The 17,459-nt window shown below is 52.9% G+C and carries 13 protein-coding genes and 1 pseudogene; 10 read left to right on the top strand and 4 right to left on the bottom strand.

The window, feature by feature from the left end; all coding sequences use genetic code 11:
• Positions 1–56 precede the first annotated feature (56 nt).
• Positions 57–1,094, top strand: coding sequence for an NADP-dependent oxidoreductase (locus WC7_RS13745; protein WP_016153139.1), 1,038 nt, complete (start codon positions 57–59; stop codon positions 1,092–1,094).
• A gap of 30 nt (positions 1,095–1,124) precedes the next feature.
• On the opposite strand, the gene pqqU is transcribed toward WC7_RS13745, so the two are convergent.
• Entirely contained in the window at positions 1,125–3,245 is a 2,121-nt protein-coding gene (gene pqqU, locus WC7_RS13750) for a TonB-dependent receptor PqqU (RefSeq protein ID WP_016153138.1), read from the bottom strand.
• Between the two features lie 260 nt (positions 3,246–3,505).
• Here pqqU and WC7_RS13755 point away from each other — a divergent pair, with 260 nt between their 5' ends.
• Together WC7_RS13755 and WC7_RS13760 are read left to right on the top strand one after the other, a co-directional pair.
• On the top strand, positions 3,506–4,567 hold the full coding sequence (locus tag WC7_RS13755; RefSeq protein ID WP_016153137.1) for a 7-bladed beta-propeller protein YncE: 1,062 nt from the start codon (positions 3,506–3,508) through the stop codon (positions 4,565–4,567).
• 136 nt (positions 4,568–4,703) lie between these two features.
• Positions 4,704–4,925, top strand: coding sequence for a YgdI/YgdR family lipoprotein (locus WC7_RS13760; protein WP_003020157.1), 222 nt, complete (start codon positions 4,704–4,706; stop codon positions 4,923–4,925).
• Positions 4,926–4,966: 41 nt separating this feature from the next.
• Here WC7_RS13760 and ansP read toward each other — a convergent pair whose 3' ends face one another.
• Positions 4,967–6,409, bottom strand: coding sequence for an L-asparagine permease (gene ansP / locus WC7_RS13765; protein WP_003833088.1), 1,443 nt, complete (start codon positions 6,407–6,409; stop codon positions 4,967–4,969).
• 280 nt (positions 6,410–6,689) lie between these two features.
• Entirely contained in the window at positions 6,690–8,231 is a 1,542-nt protein-coding gene (locus WC7_RS13770; RefSeq protein WP_032947101.1) for a methyl-accepting chemotaxis protein, read from the bottom strand.
• A 516-nt stretch (positions 8,232–8,747) separates the two neighbouring features.
• Here WC7_RS13770 and WC7_RS13775 point away from each other — a divergent pair.
• The 7 genes and pseudogenes from WC7_RS13775 (at position 8,748) to WC7_RS13810 (ending at position 16,064) form a co-directional block, all read left to right on the top strand.
• Positions 8,748–9,746 carry an MsnO8 family LLM class oxidoreductase gene (locus WC7_RS13775; RefSeq protein ID WP_016153135.1) on the top strand — a complete coding sequence of 333 codons (999 nt, stop codon included), beginning with the start codon at positions 8,748–8,750 and terminating at the stop codon, positions 9,744–9,746.
• Complete coding sequence (locus WC7_RS13780; protein WP_016153134.1) at positions 9,746–10,867, top strand: amidohydrolase; 1,122 nt, start codon at positions 9,746–9,748, stop codon at positions 10,865–10,867. The genes WC7_RS13775 and WC7_RS13780 overlap by 1 nt, the downstream gene beginning before the upstream one ends.
• Positions 10,868–10,892: 25 nt before the next feature.
• Positions 10,893–13,151, top strand: a pseudogene (locus tag WC7_RS26965) (NtaA/DmoA family FMN-dependent monooxygenase).
• A 10-nt stretch (positions 13,152–13,161) separates the two neighbouring features.
• A complete protein-coding gene (locus WC7_RS13795) occupies positions 13,162–13,671 on the top strand; it encodes a GNAT family N-acetyltransferase (RefSeq protein WP_016153131.1) in 510 nt (169 codons plus the stop codon).
• A 9-nt stretch (positions 13,672–13,680) separates the two neighbouring features.
• Positions 13,681–14,607 carry an amino acid ABC transporter permease gene (locus WC7_RS13800; protein ID WP_016153130.1) on the top strand — a complete coding sequence of 309 codons (927 nt, stop codon included), beginning with the start codon at positions 13,681–13,683 and terminating at the stop codon, positions 14,605–14,607.
• Entirely contained in the window at positions 14,591–15,364 is a 774-nt protein-coding gene (locus WC7_RS13805; protein ID WP_016153129.1) for an amino acid ABC transporter ATP-binding protein, read from the top strand. The genes WC7_RS13800 and WC7_RS13805 overlap by 17 nt, the downstream gene beginning before the upstream one ends.
• Positions 15,365–15,446: 82 nt before the next feature.
• The gene (locus WC7_RS13810) at positions 15,447–16,064 is read left to right on the top strand and encodes a glutathione S-transferase family protein (RefSeq protein ID WP_016153128.1); all 618 of its coding nucleotides are present in this window, start codon (positions 15,447–15,449) and stop codon (positions 16,062–16,064) included.
• A 68-nt stretch (positions 16,065–16,132) separates the two neighbouring features.
• Here WC7_RS13810 and WC7_RS13815 read toward each other — a convergent pair whose 3' ends face one another.
• Entirely contained in the window at positions 16,133–17,443 is a 1,311-nt protein-coding gene (locus WC7_RS13815) for an MFS transporter (protein WP_016153127.1), read from the bottom strand.
• Positions 17,444–17,459 lie beyond the last annotated feature (16 nt).

The following is a 17,459-nucleotide window of genomic DNA, read 5'->3' as shown; positions in this document are numbered from 1 at the left end:
GGCGGGCACAGGCTGCTACTATTGATGGAATCATGCCAAAAGCAGAGGAGCACATCATGGGTCAACAGACTAATCGCAATCGCCGCTGGGTACTGGCTTCCCGCCCGCATGGCGCGCCGGTCCCGGAAAACTTCCGTCTTGAAGACGATGAGGTGGCAACGCCGGGTGAAGGCCAGGTTTTGCTGCGCACCATTTTTCTTTCCCTCGATCCCTACATGCGTGGACGCATGAGCGATGAGCCGTCTTACTCCCCGCCGGTAGAGATTGGCGGCGTGATGGTTGGCGGGACCGTGAGTCGCGTGGTGTCCTCCAACCATCCTGATTACCAGCCAGGCGAGTGGGTGCTGAGCTACAGCGGCTGGCAGGACTATGACATCTCCGACGGTAACGGGCTGGTGAAGCTTGGCGATAATCTTGAACATCCCTCCTGGGCGCTGGGAGTGATGGGGATGCCAGGATTTACTGCTTATATGGGGCTGCTGGATATCGGTCAGCCAAAAGCGGGGGAAACGCTGGTTGTGGCCGCCGCCACCGGCCCGGTTGGCGCAACGGTAGGGCAGATTGGTAAGCTCAAAGGCTGCCGGGTGATCGGGGTTGCAGGCGGGGCAGAGAAATGCCGACATGCCACCGAGGTCTTGGGCTTTGATGTCTGCCTCGATCACCACGCACAAGATTTTGCGCAACAGCTGGCAAAAGCCTGTCCGCAGGGGATCGATATTTACTACGAAAACGTCGGCGGCAAGGTATTTGACGCCGTTCTGCCATTACTCAATACCTCTGCGCGCATTCCGCTGTGCGGACTGGTCAGCGGTTACAACGCCACATCGCTTCCAGGCGGACCCGATAGATTACCTTTGCTGATGGCAACGCTGCTGAAAAAGCGAATTCGGATGCAGGGCTTTATCATTGGTCAGGATTATGGTCACCGCATTCAGGAGTTTCAGCGGGAGATGGGGCGCTGGGTTAAAGAGGGCAAAATCCATTACCGCGAGCAAATCACCGACGGTCTGGAAAATGCGCCGCAGACCTTTATCGGCCTGCTGACCGGTAAAAACTTCGGTAAAGTGGTGATTCGTCTTGCAGACGATGCGTAAAACGGATGGCGGGAGTTATTCCCGCCAGTGTTACTCAAAACGCCAGGCCAGATTAATCCCTACGCCATAGTTTCGTCCTGGCGCCGGTTCGTAATATCGACCATTTGCCTCATTCACTATCACCGAACCGACGTAGGACTTATCAAACAGATTATCCACCCGACCGAACAGGTCGATCATCAGACTGCGGTAATAAAATTTATAGCCGGTATTTAAACCCACTACGGTATAGGACGGGGCTTGCGCCGTATTTTCATCATTGGCCATAATGTTGCTCATATAACGAACATCAGTTCCCGCATACCAACCTTCATCAGGCACGTAGCCCAGCGAAGCAAATCCCATGTTTTGCGCAATGCCAGGCAGGCGGTTGCCGTTGCAGTTTTGATCGCCACAGACGTTGCTGCGGTAGGTCGCATCCAGCCAGGTCCATGCAGCTTTTACGCGCCAGCTTGCGGCAAAGCGTTGGTCCCAGGATAACTCACCTCCCTGACGGCGGGTTTTTCCAGCGTTTTTGTAGGTTGTCCGCCCGCCGCTACTGCTGTCAACCACGATCTCGTCATCGGTATCGGTCTGGAATAGCGCTGCGGTAAACAGCCCATCGCCGATACGCGTTTTACTGCCGATTTCCACGGTATCGTTTGTGGAAGGCTGTAGGTCAAAATTCATCCCACTTTGGCCGTCGGAGCGGTAAGACAACTCGTTGATGGTGGGCGTTTCGAACCCGCGTCCTGCGGCCAGGTAGACGTTCCAGGCATCGGTGATGGCGTATTTTAACGATCCAGCAGGTAACCACTGGTGATAGCTGGCGTCACCGCTGTCATCTGCGTTACCAGGCGTAATATAGCGATCGTTAGAATCAAACCACACCGAACTGTAGCGAACCCCGGCATCCAGCGAGAGTTTCTGCGTTAATTGCCACTGGGTTTGCAGATAGGGATCGACATTCCACATCAGGTTACGTTCGTTACGTCGTAAGTCGCCTTTCTGACCATATTCTGGCACGCCATCATCAAGGCGAAAGTTGTTGTAGCCTTTACGGTTTTCGCTCATGTTTTCGTAATTCAGACCGGTGGTGAAGGTCACGGGTACGCCCAGTTCGCCACGGTGAGTCCAGCGGTTGTCTATCCCCTGATAATGACGTTGCAGGGTAATAACGCCTCCGGCATGAGAGGGTTTTAACTGTGGGGCCATCGGGATTGACTGATACTGAGTGGTTTCACGCTCGCCCGCATAAGTCATGATGCTGATATCATCCCTCGCGCTAAGCTGGCGTTCATAGCGCAATCCTGCCTGGGTCTGCTTGATGGTTTTTCGCGTGTTGTATTGCTCAGCGCGGGGAGATTGCTGCGGATTGGCCTGCCACTCTGACTCGGTAAGACCACCAGGATCGTCAGCTTTACTCTCTACACTATTGAAAATCAGGGTTAGTTTGCTCGTATCGTCCATGCGCACGCCCAGTTTGGCATTGGCCATATTTTTTTGGGCGCTGCTGCGATCGCGATAACCATGGGTAGTAAACCGGGTTGTTGAAACGGTGTAATCCACATCCCCTCGCTGTGTGCCATCGCCCAGTGCGCCAGTTGCTTTTAACCCGTAGCGCCAACTGCCAAAACTGCCGTAATAACTGCTGGCTTCAATGGTTGGCGGCTCATGTCCCGTTTCAGTGCTGACATTCATCACTCCACCAGACGCATTGCCATACAGAGCAGAGAAGGGGCCGCGTAAAACCTCAATATTTTGTACGCTGCTGATATCAATGTTGGATGTTTGACCCTGCCCATCCGGCATGGTTGCCGGGATCCCGTCGACATACAAACGAATGCCGCGGATGCCATAAGTGGTTCGCGAACCAAATCCGCGAATCGACAACTGGAGATCCTGGGCGTAGTTCTGCCGATTTTGCACCTGTAGCCCAGGGACGCTGGTCAGGGATTCAGACAGATTAATTCGCGGCGTTGCCAGACGCATATCTTCTCCGTCAACGACGCTGACGGCGGCAGGGGTGTCCAGTTCAGAAACGGACTGTGGTGTCGCGCTAACGATCAGCGTTTGATCGTTTATCTCACTTTCTGCCACGGCATAAGGCGAGAGGAAGACAGGCAGTAAAGAAACAGGAAGTGCAGTGTAGCGGGATGCAAAAATCGTCATGAACAAGGCCAGTTAATGATGCTTACGCCGTAAAACCGGCGATAAGCGCGTGAATTTTTTTATAAAAGATGAATTTTAGCGCTGCTGAATTGCGCTAATTTTTCGGGCAATGACAACGATTGTAGTCAATATGTGAAGAAGTGCTCCACTTTGAGATGAATAATGATTACTATTCTCATTCTTAAAAAGGGCAAAACCATGATTTTGCTCATTGAAGCTATGTGAAGCAGTAACAAACGAATTTATCAAAGGGAGTCGTCATGTCTTTACGTCATCTGTTTTCGCCGCGTCTGCGTGGTTCTTTACTGTTAGGTTCACTGCTCGTTGCATCATCTTTTACTACGCAGGCTGCAGAAGAACTGCTGCGCAAAGCCGTGGGCAAAGGCGCCTATGAAATGGCATACAGTCAGCAAGAGAACGCGCTGTGGCTGGCGACTTCGCAGAGCCGCAAACTGGATACCGGCGGGGTGGTTTACCGTCTTGACCCGGTCACCCTCGAAGTGACTCAGGTTATTCATAACGATCTCAAACCGTTTGGCGCCACCATCAACAACGCCACGCAAACGCTGTGGTTCGGCAACACGGTAAACAGCGCGGTGACGGCAATGGATGCCAAAACGGGCGCGGTGAAAGGACGTCTGGTGCTGGATGCGCGTAAGCGTTCTGAAGACGTTCGCCCACTGCAGCCGCGTGAGCTGGTCGCCGATGACGCCACCAACACGGTATACATTAGCGGTATTGGTAAAGAGAGCGTGATTTGGGTGGTGGACGGTGATGCCATTAAATTGAAGGACACCATTCAAAATACCGGCAAAATGAGCACCGCTCTGGCTGTCGACAGCAAGGCTAAACGCCTGTACACCGCCAATGCGGACGGTGAATTCATCACTATCGATACCACCACCAACAAAATTCTCAGCCGTAAAAAGCTGCTGGATGATGGAAAAGAGCATTTCTTCATCAACCTGAGTCTGGACACGGCGGGCAACCGTGCCTTTGTCACCGACTCTAAAGCGGCGGAAGTGCTGGTAATCGACACCCGTAATGGCAACGTCCTGGCAAAAGTCGCCGCGCCGGAATCCCTGGCCGTGCTGTTTAACCCGGCGCGTAACGAGGCCTACGTGACCCATCGTCAGGCCGGCAAAGTGAGCGTGATCGACGCGAAAAGCTATAAAGTCGTTAAAACGTTCGAGACCCCAACATTCCCGAATAGCCTGGCGCTCTCCGCCGACGGTAAAACCCTGTACGTGAGCGTGAAACAGAAGTCCACCCGCGAGCAGGAAGCCACCCAGCCGGACGATGTTATTCGTATTGCGCTGTAATTAACAGGAGGGGGAAACCCCTCCTGTCACTTCTCTAAATCCCCCGATACGCCTCGTTACACCCCGCCAGTAGCCTGACCTACTTCAGGGACTTACACTACGCCCTCAACGGCTAACTGAATAACACGGGAATACCATGAAAAAGCCATTTATCTGTCTTTGTGCAGGCGTAATGCTGTTTACATTGGCAGGATGCACCACCGATTACGTTATGACGACCAAAAGCGGACAAACCATCACCACCCAGGGTAAGCCAAAACTGGATAAAGACACGGGAATGACCAGCTATACCGATCAGGATGGGAATGCGCGGGAAATTAACAGCAACGACGTAGCGCAGTTGATTGAAGCGAACTAAAAAAGAAGGCCTGAAGGATTAATCTGTCAGGCCTTCTGCCGTTATGGCGCGGTGCGGTGGATCTCTGCAACGCGTTTACGCACACCGAACCAGCCCGCGACCAGCAGGATGGCAATCAGCGGTAATGACGCGATGGTATAGGTGCCATTTGGATAGTCAAACGCCATCAATACCAGTACGCTCAGCAGGAACAGCAGCGTTAACCACGAGGTAAACGGTGCGCCCGGCAGTTTAAAGCTGACGTCTGCCGTTTTACCTTCTTTTATGGCCCGGCGCAGACGCATCTGACAGACCATGATAAATCCCCACGACGCAATAATGCCCAGAGACGCAAAGTTCAACACGATCTCAAACACCTGTGACGGCACCAGATAGTTCAGGAATACCCCAACGACATACACGACCAGCGTGGCGAGGATCCCGGCCCAGGGCACCTGTTGACGGCTCATTTTAGCCATGAATTTCGGTGCCGAACCGCCCATCGACATGGAGCGTAAAATACGCCCGGTGCAGTACAACCCTGAGTTAAGGCTGGAAAGCGCCGCGGTGAGCACCACAATATTCATGATACTGCCAATGTACGGCACGCCCAGTTTGGAAAAGAAGGTCACAAACGGGCTTTGCCCCGCCTGATAGGCGTTCCAGGGCAGTAGCAGAACCAGCAGCACGACAGAACCCACATAAAACAGACCAATACGCCAGATAACGCTATTGATTGCTTTCGGCACCATCGTTTGCGGATCTTTGCACTCACCGGCGGCGGTACCCACCAGTTCAATAGAGGCAAAGGCGAAAACCACACCCTGTACCAGTACCAGCGCAGGCAGCAGGCCATGCGGGAAGAAGCCGCCGTTGTCGGTAATCAGGTGAAAACCCGTGGCGTTACCATCCAGCGGCTTTCCGGTACCTAAAAAAACGGTACCCACCACCAGGAAGATCACAATTGCCAGTACCTTAACCAGCGCAAACCAAAACTCCATCTCCGCGAACCATTTCACGCCGATCATGTTCATGGTACCGACAATAGCCAGCGCGCCGAGGGCGAACACCCACTGCGGCACGTCGCCAAACGCGCCCCAGTAGTGCATATACAACGCCACCGCGGTGATATCGACAATGCCGGTCATCGCCCAGTTGATGAAGTACATCCAGCCAGCCACATAGGCGGCTTTCTCACCTAAAAATTCACGGGCGTAGGAAACGAAGCTACCGCTGGAAGGGCGATGTAAAACCAGTTCGCCGAGCGCGCGCAGTATAAAGAACGAAAAAATACCGCATACCAGATAGACCAGCGCCAAAGCCGGGCCGGCCATCTGCAGGCGTGCGCCTGCCCCTAAAAACAACCCGGTACCAATTGCGCCGCCAATGGCGATCATTTGTACCTGTCGATTGCCCATCGCTTTGTGATACCCCTCTTCGTGAGCATTCAACCAGCGTCGTTTCGCCGCATGTTGTTCCGCGGCTTGCGTGTTGTTTGTGTTCATTACGATTCCTGTTGACCTGACAAAAATACAACATCCTTTTTGCCGCACCTGCTGCGGCGAAAACAGCCTTACCCTTCATTGTGTTACGGGGGAAAACTGCCGGCCGAGCATCCTACATTCAATTGATTGGTTCCGCAAAGCCCCGGTAACAAGAATTCAGCATTTTTATGCAGCCGGTACTGGCGCGGTGTGGCCTCGATTCAGCCAATAAAAGAGAAAGGCGTTTATACCTGTAGAGGAGTGCGCTTATCGAGGCATTCACCCAATAAGCGCCGTAACGTTATGCCGATACGCCAAAGACCTGAACGGCCTGCTGTAAGCGTGATGAACGCTGGGTCAGATCGGCGGTGGCGTCGGTGACGCGCTCCACCATCTCGGCATTATTGTGTGTCATGGTGCCAACGCGCGAAATTGAATCGTTAATCAGATCCAAAGCCTGGGTTTGCTCACGCGTGGCCAGACTAATGTCTTTGATCATCATCGACATCTGCAGTACATCCCCAATCATCCCGGTGAGATGTGTTTCCGTTTGCTCCACCATTTTGACGCCGCTATTAACATTGGCGACGTTCTTCTCAATAAGCTGTTTGATCTCTTTTGCCGCAGACGCCGAGTGTTGGGCCAGATTGCGGACTTCTGCCGCGACAACGGCGAAGCCACGCCCGGATTCCCCGGCTCGCGCGGCTTCAACCGCGGCATTGAGCGCCAGAATATTGGTCTGAAAGGCGATGCTGTCGATCACGCCAATGATGTCAACGATCTGCCCGTTGTCACGCGATATCGCCTGCATCATGGCGATAGTTTGTTTCATGATATCGCCGCCTTCTGCAGCGTTGGCGCTGGTTTTATCGGCCATGGTCATGGTATGTGCCGCCGTCTCAGCGGTTTGCTGTACCGCGCTACCAATTTCTTCAATGGCCGCAGCGGTTTGTTGCAGGTCGGCAGAGGTTTCTTCTGAACGCTGATGCAGCGCCGTACCTTCTTTTGACACCCGCTGACTGATAGCGCGAATACCGGAAATTTGCGTACTGACGTCATCGACCAGAGAATTCAGATTAAGCCCGGACTGATTAACCAGTCGCATTAGCATTCCGATCTCATCCACCCGATTTAAATGACAGTTATCAGGTTTACGTCCGGACACCACTTTCTTCATTTGCGTCAGGAGCGTATTAACTGGCTGACAAATTTGATACTTAAGGTAAATAGCCAGCGCCATAAATAACACCAGCAAGCCACCCGACTGAATAAATGGATTAAACGGGGCGAAGATAAATAACAAAGCGAGCAGGGCCGTCACCCCTAAAGAATAATTGACGCGCTGGCTGATATTCAGCCATTTAAACATGGAAGTCCATGCCAATAAGCCGCGACGAATGACAATCCCTTTAAAAAGTCGAAAGCCTTTAAACTGATGACTATTCATTTTTTGGTATAAACTTTCGCTGTGAGTTATTTCATCACGCGAAGGAACGGTACGCACGGAGATGTAACCGGTGAGTTTTTCATTGTGCCAGACCGGCGTAACGTTGGCGCGAACCCAGTAATGGTCACCATTTTGGCGGCGGTTTTTCACCATACCCGTCCAGCTGTCTCCCTGCTGTAGCGTGTACCACATATCGGCGAATGCAGCGGGAGGCATGTCAGGATGGCGAATAATATTATGCGCTTCGCCCATTAATTGATCTTCGTTAAATCCGCTGGCATCGATAAAAGCAGAGTTAGCGTAGGTAATATGACTTTCTTTATCCGTCGTTGAAAGCAGCGTCGCTTTGTCGTTAAGTGCGTGCTCAATTTGTGTAACGGGCATGTTACTTTTCATAGAGGCCCCATAATGATATGTATAATCCATACAAAAATTCCCGCAATAAAATCGGGAGGAATATTAAAAAGCCGTTTTAAACCGTTTTAATAAGAAACGCTGCATTCTCTACTAATCATCATTTCTGTGGAAGTATTTAAATTAAAAAATCTCTGTGGAATATTCATTCAGGGTCATAAAACTGAAACATTTTATACAACCGCATAACGTTTTAAGTCATTTAACCTGACTTAACGTAAATCGCGTTAAAAAACGTTTTCGCAAAAAGAAAACTGGCATGAAATGATTTGGATGTTATTCCCGTGAGACCAACGACCCTATTATATTTTGTAGGCCATACATTCCGCGTGTTTTCAGTTTCGTGTTCCGACCAGTACAAGGCGATCCGAATTTTAACCCTGACAGCGTCAGGGCTGGTTATCTACTTTTTAGCTGAGTAAATGTAAATTAAATGTTTCTGCATGGTTATCTGATAATTTAATAATAATGACATGTTAACAAGCATAGGCCCGTAACATGTCATATCGCCTGAGTATTCTGGATAAAAGCCCCCTCGGGGAAGGTGAAACCGCCGCGATGGCGCTTGCCCGGACGTTGCGTCTGGCGCAGCGGGCAGAAGAGTGGGGATACCATCGTTTCTGGATCGCGGAACACCATAATACGCCACAGCTGGCCAGCCCATCACCGGAGCTGGTGATCGCCTGGATCCTCGGGCAAACCCAGCGTATTCGCGTAGGCTCCGGTGGCGTGATGCTGCAACATTACAGCCCGTACAAAGTGGCGGAAAACTTCAATCTTCTGGCCTCGCTGGCACCTGGGCGTGTCGATCTCGGCGTAGGGAAAGCCCCTGGCGGCTTACCACTGTCGACTCAGGCACTACAGCAAGGAGTGCATCAGGATGAAAAAGGCAGTTTTGCCGACCAACTTTCCCAGCTTAACGACTGGCTGACGCTGAGCGGCACGGAAAGCGGGGAAACGGTATTTCCGACGCCAATCCCACCGTTACCGCCGGAAGGATTTGTCCTGGGAGCCAGTGTGCAAAGCGCACAGTTAGCAGCGCAATTCAATTGGCATTTTATCTTCGCGGCACACCTCAACGGTGACCGCGCGTTATTGCGTGACGTTTTGTCCTTCTGGCAGGCCCACAGCGCACGTCCGACGATAGTTGCCGTCCAGGTGATTGTGGCTGACAGTAACGATACCGCCGCGCAGCTTGCGGAAAACGTGCAAATCTGGGGCGTGGAGCTGGAGAATGGTCAACGTGTCACGGTAGCCAGCGAAGAGCAGGCGCTGGCATTCGCCGCGCAGGCCGGCAGTCCGCCACGCAAAATCGCGCGTCGTGAGCAGGCGTTGTTACACGGCACGGCTCAGGAGGTGATGGCAAAGCTGAATGCCCTGCATACGCAATTTGGCATTGAGGAGTTCATTATCGACACGCCAGTCGCGGAAGGTCACGCGCGTATGACATCGCTGCGGTTGTTGGCGCAAGCCCATAACGCCGTGGAGGTGCTCTGATGACTCTGGCCTCAACGCTTATCAACTGGCGTCGTGAATTACACCAGCACCCGGAGCTTTCCCTGCAAGAGTCGGCAACGACGGCGCGCATTCACGCCTGGCTGCACGCAGCGGACGTCGAGATTTTGCCGTTCGACCTGAAAACCGGTCTGGTCGCGGAAATCGGGCAGGGAGAAGATGTCATCGCGCTGCGAGCGGATATCGATGCGCTACCGATAGAAGAAAGCGCCGATGTGCCGTTTCGCTCCCTCACGCCGGGAGTGATGCATGCCTGCGGGCATGACGTCCACACCAGCGTCATGCTGGGCGCCGCGCTGCTGCTTAAACAACAGGAAACACACTTACCGGGTCGAGTACGTATTTTGTTTCAGCCCGCTGAAGAGAGTTTCGGTGGCGCAAAAACGCTGATCCGCGCCGGTGCGCTGCACAACGTTGCGGCTATTTTTGGCATGCACAATGAGCCAGGTTTACCAGTGGGGGAATTTGCCACACGCGGCGGCGCGTTCTATGCCAACGTCGATCGCTTCGTGCTGCGTATTAATGGCAAGGGCGCACATGCGGCGCGTCCGCATGAAGGCAGAGATGCCATCCTGCTCGCCAGCCAACTGGTCACGGTGTTGCAAAGCGTTGCCAGTCGCGACGTTAACACACTGGATTCAGTGGTGCTTAGCGTGACCCGTATTCAGGGAGGAAATACATGGAATGTGTTGCCAGAATCCGTTGAGCTGGAAGGGACGCTCAGAACGCACCGGACTTCGGTGCAACAGCAGGTTAAAGCACGGGTTAATGACATCGCCGCCGGTTTTGCCCACGCCTTTGGCGCACAAATCGACGTTATCTGGCATGCGGGGCCGACCGCGTTGGTAAACGATGCTCGTTGGGCCGATATCGCCACCGCCGTGGCGAAACAATCAGGCTACACCACCCATCATGCCGACCTGCATATGGGCGGCGAGGATTTTGCTGTCTATCTGCAAAATACGCCTGGGGCATTTGTCAGTATTGGCAGCGCCAGTGAATACGGATTACATCACCCGGGCTTCAATCCGGACGAACGTTTAATTGAACCTGCCGCGCATTACTTTGCACAGTTAGCAAAAACGGCATTCGCACATCTTTAAGTTTACCTGTTGGGTAGGGGTTATTATGGCTGAAAATCGGCAACTACGGCTCGGCACTATTCTGCATGGCGCAGCGGGAAATATGTCCGCATGGCGCCATCCGGCGGCACAGGCCGATGCCAGTATTAATTTTGATTTTGTCAAAGAGACGGCGCTTATTGCGGAAAAAGGGAAGCTTGATTTTATTTTTGTCGCCGATGGTCTGTATATTAATGAAAAATCAATCCCACACTTTTTAAATCGCTTTGAGCCGCTGACGGTATTATCTGCTTTGGCCAGCATTACCCAGAATCTGGGATTGGTTGGCACGGTATCCACATCATACAGCGAGCCGTTTACTACCGCACGGCAGTTCGCCAGCCTTGATCATCTCAGCCAGGGGCGAGCCGGATGGAACGTGGTCACGTCACCTCTGGAGGGTTCGGCAAAGAACTATTCCCGTGCCCAGCATCCAGAACATGCCCTGCGTTATCGTATCGCCGATGAATATTTACAGGTGGTGAAAGGACTGTGGGATTCCTGGGAAGATGATGCTTTTACCCGTAATAAGGCAAGCGGAGAATTTTTTAATCCGCAAAAACTGCATACGCTTAACCATCATGGAGATTATTTTCAGGTCGCAGGGCCGTTAAATATTGGGCGCACGCCACAAGGCCGTCCGATTATATTCCAGGCGGGCGCTTCACAGGATGGTAAGAAATTAGCGGCGCAGCATGCCGATGCTATTTTTACCCATCAGGAGTCGCTGGCGGAGGCCAAAGAGTTCTATCAGGATGTAAAAAGCCAGTTGGCCTACGCCGGGCGACATCCCGAACAACTGCATATATTCCAGGGCGTCAGCGTGATTGTTGGCGACAGCGCAGAGGACGTTGAGCAGCAGTATCAGACTACCGCTGCGCTGGTCTCTATTACCGACGCGCTGAACTACCTGGGCCGCTACTTTGAACATCATGATTTCGCACAATATCCATTGGATGCACCGTTCCCGGATCTGGGTTCCCTTGGACAAAACAGCTTTCGCAGTACGACTGATGAGATCAAACGCAACGCGCGTGAGCGTGGCTTAACGCTACGCCAGGTTGCTCTGGAAGCGGCCAGTCCACGCCCACGTTTCAGCGGTACGCCGCAACAGGTTGCCGATGGCCTTCAGCAGTGGTTCGACGAAAAAGCCGCAGATGGTTTTATCATCCAGGGTGGAACACCAGATACCTTCCCGCGTTTTGTCGAACAGGTTGTCCCCGTGCTTCAGGCGCGTGGCCTGTTCCGCCATGAATATCCCGGTACGACCCTGCGCGCAAGCCTGGGACTCGCGACACCTGCAAACCAATTCACACAATAAGAGAAAAACGCTATGCAGAAAAAATCAGTCTTCCTCGCGCTGTCACTGGCTTTCAGCGCTAACGTCTGGGCAAATGATGTGACTATTAACGGTACGGGCGTAAGCCTGGAAGCCAATAAAACGCCAATCAATACGGCAAAAAATCCGCAGGCGATTGCGCAGTTGCCCGCGAACCTGCACCTGGCCGTACCGGGTAAATTCACCGTGGCGATTGCCGGGTTAAGCCAGCCCCCGCTGACCGTCTTTGCCGATGACAATAAGACACTGATCGGCAGCGAGGCGGACATCGCTCGTCTGGTGGCTGATAGTCTGGGGCTGGAACTCAACGTCGTGCCCACGTCATGGGAAGACTGGCCGCTGGGCGTCACGTCCGGCAAATATGATGCCGCGATCAGCAATATTACCGTCACCAAAGCCCGCAAAGAGAAATTCGATTTCGCGACGTATCGTAAGGACTCCCTTGGCTTCTATGTCAAAACCGGCAGTAAGCTGAAGAAAATCGAGCAGGCGGAAGATATCGCCGGTCTGCGCATCATCGTCGGTTCGGGGACAAATCAGGAAGCCATCCTGCTCGCCTGGAACGATCAGAACGTGAAGAAAGGGTTGCAGCCGTTTACGCCGGTGTATACCAAAGATGATGCCGCGCAAACCCTGGCTCTGCAGTCAGGCCGCGCCGATGCTTACTTCGGTCCTAACGTTATCGGCGCGTGGAAAGCTGCACTCAACGGTAAAACGCAACGGGTGGGCAGCGTTGATGGCGGTTGGCCAAAAGCGGCACACATCGCTGTGACGCTGAAAAAGGACAGCGGTCTGGTTCTGCCGGTACAAACCGCCCTCAACGGCGTAATTGGCAACGGCGACTATGACAAGGTGCTGAACCGCTGGGGAGAAGGGGTGGAACGTATTCCGCAATCTGAAATCAATCCAGCCGGTTTAGGCGACTAAGGAGGTCATCGTGAGCGATCAATTTCGCGTGGTCTCACCTGAAGCCAGCGAGCTGCAGCCAATTTTGAACGGTCTGTTCGGTGAATATGCCGCTCGCTATGGCGATTATTTTTCTCGCGACGCTGAAGTGGAGCTGACCGAATGGTATCTGGCACCGCAGGGACTTTTCGTGGTACTGGAGCGCAGCGGCGAGATTATCGCCACCGGGGCCTACAAACCTTACGACAAAGACACCGCCGAGATTAAGCGCATCTGGACGAAAAGCAGCCTACGTCAGCAGGGGCTGGCGGCGCGCGTGGTGCAGGAGCTGGAACGCAGGGCGCTGCTGGCGGGCTACAGCCGGATTTATCTGACCACGGGATTTCGCCAGCCAGAGGCCGTGCGACTTTATTTAAGCCAGGGCTACGATCCGCAATTTGATACAGCGCGCGATCCCGAAGAGTACAGCCTGCCACCGTTTGATGGCCGGCTGCGCTTTACCAAACTGTTGACCATCGCCGGTCAGGCCAGAATAGCCTGAGGAGAGAAGATGAAAACGACGGAGAGTATTAAAGTCGTACCGGCGCGCTATCCGATGCGCACCGCAGGAGCAGTCATTGCCTTGTTTGTCCTGGCGGTGATTATCCAGTCCGTGGCGTTTAATCCGCGCTGGGAATGGGGCGTGTTTGCCCGTTGGTTCTTTGATCCAGTTATCTTGTCCGGCCTTGGGCAAACTCTGCTACTGACGCTTATCGGTACGCTGTTGAGTATTATCATCGGTGGTCTGCTGGCGCTGGCACGGCTTTCATCTTCCTGGCTGCTGAACGGTCTGGCATGGGGATACATCTGGCTGTTTCGTTCGTTACCGCTGATTGTGGTGCTCATCGTTTTGTACAACTTCTCCTATTTGTACGACACGCTGGCGATTGGTATTCCGTTTACTCCCATTCAATGGGGCAGTTTTGAGACCATCAATGTGCTCGGCCAGTTTTCCACCGCAGTGGTTGGCCTGACGCTGGTGCAAAGCGCCTATACCGCTGAAATTATTCGTGGTGGATTTTTAGGAGTTGACCACGGCCAGTACGAGGCAGCGGCAGCGCTGGGCTTACCCGCATGGCGACGTACGCTGCGAATTATTCTGCCGCAGGCGCTGCGCACCATTTTGCCTGCTGGCTTCAATGAAATCATCAGTCTGGCGAAAGGGACGGCGATGGTATACGTGCTGGCAATGCCAGAGCTGTTCTACACCATCCAGATGATCTACAACCGCACGCAGGAAGTGATCCCGCTGCTGATGGTGGGTGCGGTGTGGTATCTGGTGATCACCAGCGTCCTGTCGTTAATTCAGCACCTGGTGGAACGCGCGCTGGCCCGCAGCGAGCGACGTTCAGCAATCAATACCGCCCGGGTGAGTCGTGCAGAAAAACGCAACCGTCAACGTCCGCAGCAGGAGGCCGTCCATGTCCCACTCGCCTGAAGGCCATATTTCCATTACCGGCGTCAGCAAATACTTCGGTCGCCACAAAGCGCTGGATAATGTGTCGCTGGAGATCCCTCCCGGAACGGTAACGGTTATTCTTGGCCCGTCCGGTTCAGGAAAATCCACACTCTTGCGGACGATCAACCATCTGGAGCGCGTCGATGAAGGGTTTATTCAAATCGATGGCGATTACATTGGTTATCGTCGGCAGGGAGACAAGCTGTATGAGCTGAAAGAGGCGGAAATTTTGCGCCAGCGCGTTAACGTCGGCTATGTATTCCAGAATTTTAATCTGTTTCCGCACTTAACGGTGCTGGAGAATTTGATTGAAGCGCCCATTGCGCACGGTCTGGCATCGCGTAAAGCCGCCACCGAGCGGGCATTAACTCTGCTTGATGCCGTTGGCTTGCGTAATAAAGCCGATGCCTGGTCGCGTCATCTCTCCGGCGGTCAGCAGCAGCGTATCGCTATAGCCCGTGCGCTGGCGCTAAATCCACGCGTTATGCTGTTTGATGAACCCACTTCAGCGCTGGATCCTGAACTGGTAGGCGAAGTTCTGGATGTCATCAAAGCACTGGCGCAGTCGGGAACCACGCTGGTTGTGGTCACGCACGAGATTGGGTTCGCCCGGGAAGTGGCGGATCAGGTGGTGTTTATGGTCGATGGCAAAATCGTCGAACAGGGCAGCAGCGAGCAGGTGCTGAATCATCCACGCCACACGCGCACCCAGCAGTTCTTGTCGAAAGTGCTGTGAACTTCAAGGGAAAGATAGGCAGGTCTGCATAGACTGACGAATGCTGCTCTACACTTAGGGTTTTAACTTTGGGGGTTGCAGCATGATTAAGGTCTATGGGGTGCCGGGCTGGGGATCGGCCATCAGTGAAGTGATGCTCACACTGGCGGAGATCCCTTACAGCTTTATTGATGTTGATGGTTTTGACCGCGATGGGCCTTCGCGGGAGTTGCTTAAAAAAATGAATCCGTTGTGCCAGGTGCCCACACTGATATTGGAAAATGGTAACGTGATGACGGAAACGGCGGCGATCGCCCTGATGATCCTCGATCGTTGTCCTGAACTTGCACCACCCGTTGGGCACGCTGAGCGCCAGCAGTTTCAGCGTCTGTTGATATGGCTGGTGGCAAATGTCTATCCAACGTTTACCTATGCCGATTATCCACAACGCTGGGTACCAGACGCCGCGGCGCAGTTAAAAAAGAACTGTATTGAGTACCGCAAATCGCTTTATATGTGGCTGAACGACCAGCTAAGCGCTGAGCCGTACGCGTTTGGCGATCAGCTAACACTGCTGGACGTTTATATTGCCGTTATGCGCACCTGGGGGCCAGGGCATGACTGGTTTCAGGACAACACGCCCAATATCAGCGCCATCGCTGACGCGGTTTGCCAGCACCCGCGACTGCGTACTGTACTGAAAAATAATAAGATTATTTGAAAAAAAAACGCTGTTCCGCAGGAGTGCAAATCCCGGAACAGCGGGCGAACTATCGCCATAAGCTTACATTACGCGACGGACGGGCTCAGCGTAATACGATCCAGTGGCCCCACGATAAACAGATAAGAAATCAGGCCAATCAGCCCCATCGAACCGACGTACAGAATGGCGTAATCGAAGGACTGGGTATTCGCCAGAATGACGCCGATCACCAGCGGCGTGATAATACTCGCCATATTGCCGCACATATTGAATACGCCGCCAGCAATGCCGAGCACTTCTTTTGGGGAAGTATCGCTAAGTACGCACCATCCCAGATTGCCAAAGCCTTTGGCGAAAAATGCCAGACTCATCGCCGCGATAACCACAAATTCTGACGAGGTGTAGTTAGCGATAACGATGACACAGGAAAGTAACATTCCGCAGATAACGGGTAGCTTACGAGCAACCGTCAGGCTGTAGCCGCGCTTTAATAGCCAGTCTGAAAAAACGCCCCCTAACAATCCACCGATAAACCCGGCAATAGCAGGAATACTGGCGACAAACCCCACTTTAAGGATCGACATTCCTTTAGCCTGATACAGATAGGTAGGAAACCAGGTCAGGAAGAACCAGGTGATTGACGTCACGCAGAACTGCCCGATGTAAACGCCAATCATCATGCGGTTGACGCAGACGCTTTTTATTTGCGCAAAGGTAATCTTCTGTGGCTCTTTTTTATTTCCCAGCGACGGTTCGCCACCGCCTTCCCGGATATAGTCAATTTCCTGCTGGTTTACCTTCGGATGATGCATAGGATCTCTGATTTTTACCAGCCAGAAGATGCCTAGAATAACGCCAATCGCCCCGATGTAATAAAAAACAAAGTGCCAGCTGAGATTATGCAAAATTATCGTCATTAACGGTGTAATTACCCCTAACGAGATATATTGCGCGGCCTGGTAAACTGAGGTGACAAAGCCACGTTCATTATTAGGAAACCACTGCACGCTTAATCGGCTGTTGGCAGGAAAGGCCGGAGCCTCAATGGCACCCATCAGTAAACGTAAGATTATCAATACCACAAGTGGACTGGCATACAGATAAATGGTGCCCTGAAACATGGTCACCAGTGACCAGCCAATCAGGGCGCAGCCGTATACCAGACGAGAACCGTAGCGATCAAGTAGCCAGCCGCCAGGCAATTGCATAATGACATAAGAAATACCGAAGGCAGAAAAGGCCAGCCCCATTGCTTCGGGATCAAAACCTAATTCTTTGCTCATAATCGGAGCCACGACGGATAACGTCGCGCGATCGGCGTAATTAAATACGGTGGCAAGAAACAGAAATATCAAAATACCGTAACGCACTTTTGTGCGCTTTATTATTGTGTTCATCACCCACTCCTTTCAT

The organism is Citrobacter sp. KTE151 (genome assembly GCF_000398845.1).
Taxonomy (GTDB): domain Bacteria; phylum Pseudomonadota; class Gammaproteobacteria; order Enterobacterales; family Enterobacteriaceae; genus Citrobacter; species Citrobacter braakii.
The sequence above is the reverse complement of the archived record's forward strand: the minus strand, read 5'-3'. Positions and strand labels throughout refer to the sequence as shown.

Bases quoted from the DNA above. Each gene is read 5' to 3' on its own strand.
- WC7_RS13800 (WP_016153130.1), top strand. From the start codon at position 13,681: ATGAAAACGACGGAGAGTATTAAAGTCGTACCGGCGCGCTATCCGATG.
- ansP (WP_003833088.1), bottom strand. From the start codon at position 6,409: ATGAACACAAACAACACGCAAGCCGCGGAACAACATGCGGCGAAACGA.
- WC7_RS13755 (WP_016153137.1), top strand. From the start codon at position 3,506: ATGTCTTTACGTCATCTGTTTTCGCCGCGTCTGCGTGGTTCTTTACTG.
- WC7_RS13780 (WP_016153134.1), top strand. From the start codon at position 9,746: ATGACTCTGGCCTCAACGCTTATCAACTGGCGTCGTGAATTACACCAG.
- WC7_RS13805 (WP_016153129.1), top strand. From the start codon at position 14,591: ATGTCCCACTCGCCTGAAGGCCATATTTCCATTACCGGCGTCAGCAAA.
- WC7_RS13760 (WP_003020157.1), top strand. From the start codon at position 4,704: ATGAAAAAGCCATTTATCTGTCTTTGTGCAGGCGTAATGCTGTTTACA.
- WC7_RS13745 (WP_016153139.1), top strand. From the start codon at position 57: ATGGGTCAACAGACTAATCGCAATCGCCGCTGGGTACTGGCTTCCCGC.
- pqqU (WP_016153138.1), bottom strand. From the start codon at position 3,245: ATGACGATTTTTGCATCCCGCTACACTGCACTTCCTGTTTCTTTACTG.
- WC7_RS13770 (WP_032947101.1), bottom strand. From the start codon at position 8,231: ATGAAAAGTAACATGCCCGTTACACAAATTGAGCACGCACTTAACGAC.
- WC7_RS13775 (WP_016153135.1), top strand. From the start codon at position 8,748: ATGTCATATCGCCTGAGTATTCTGGATAAAAGCCCCCTCGGGGAAGGT.
- WC7_RS13810 (WP_016153128.1), top strand. From the start codon at position 15,447: ATGATTAAGGTCTATGGGGTGCCGGGCTGGGGATCGGCCATCAGTGAA.
- WC7_RS13815 (WP_016153127.1), bottom strand. From the start codon at position 17,443: ATGAACACAATAATAAAGCGCACAAAAGTGCGTTACGGTATTTTGATA.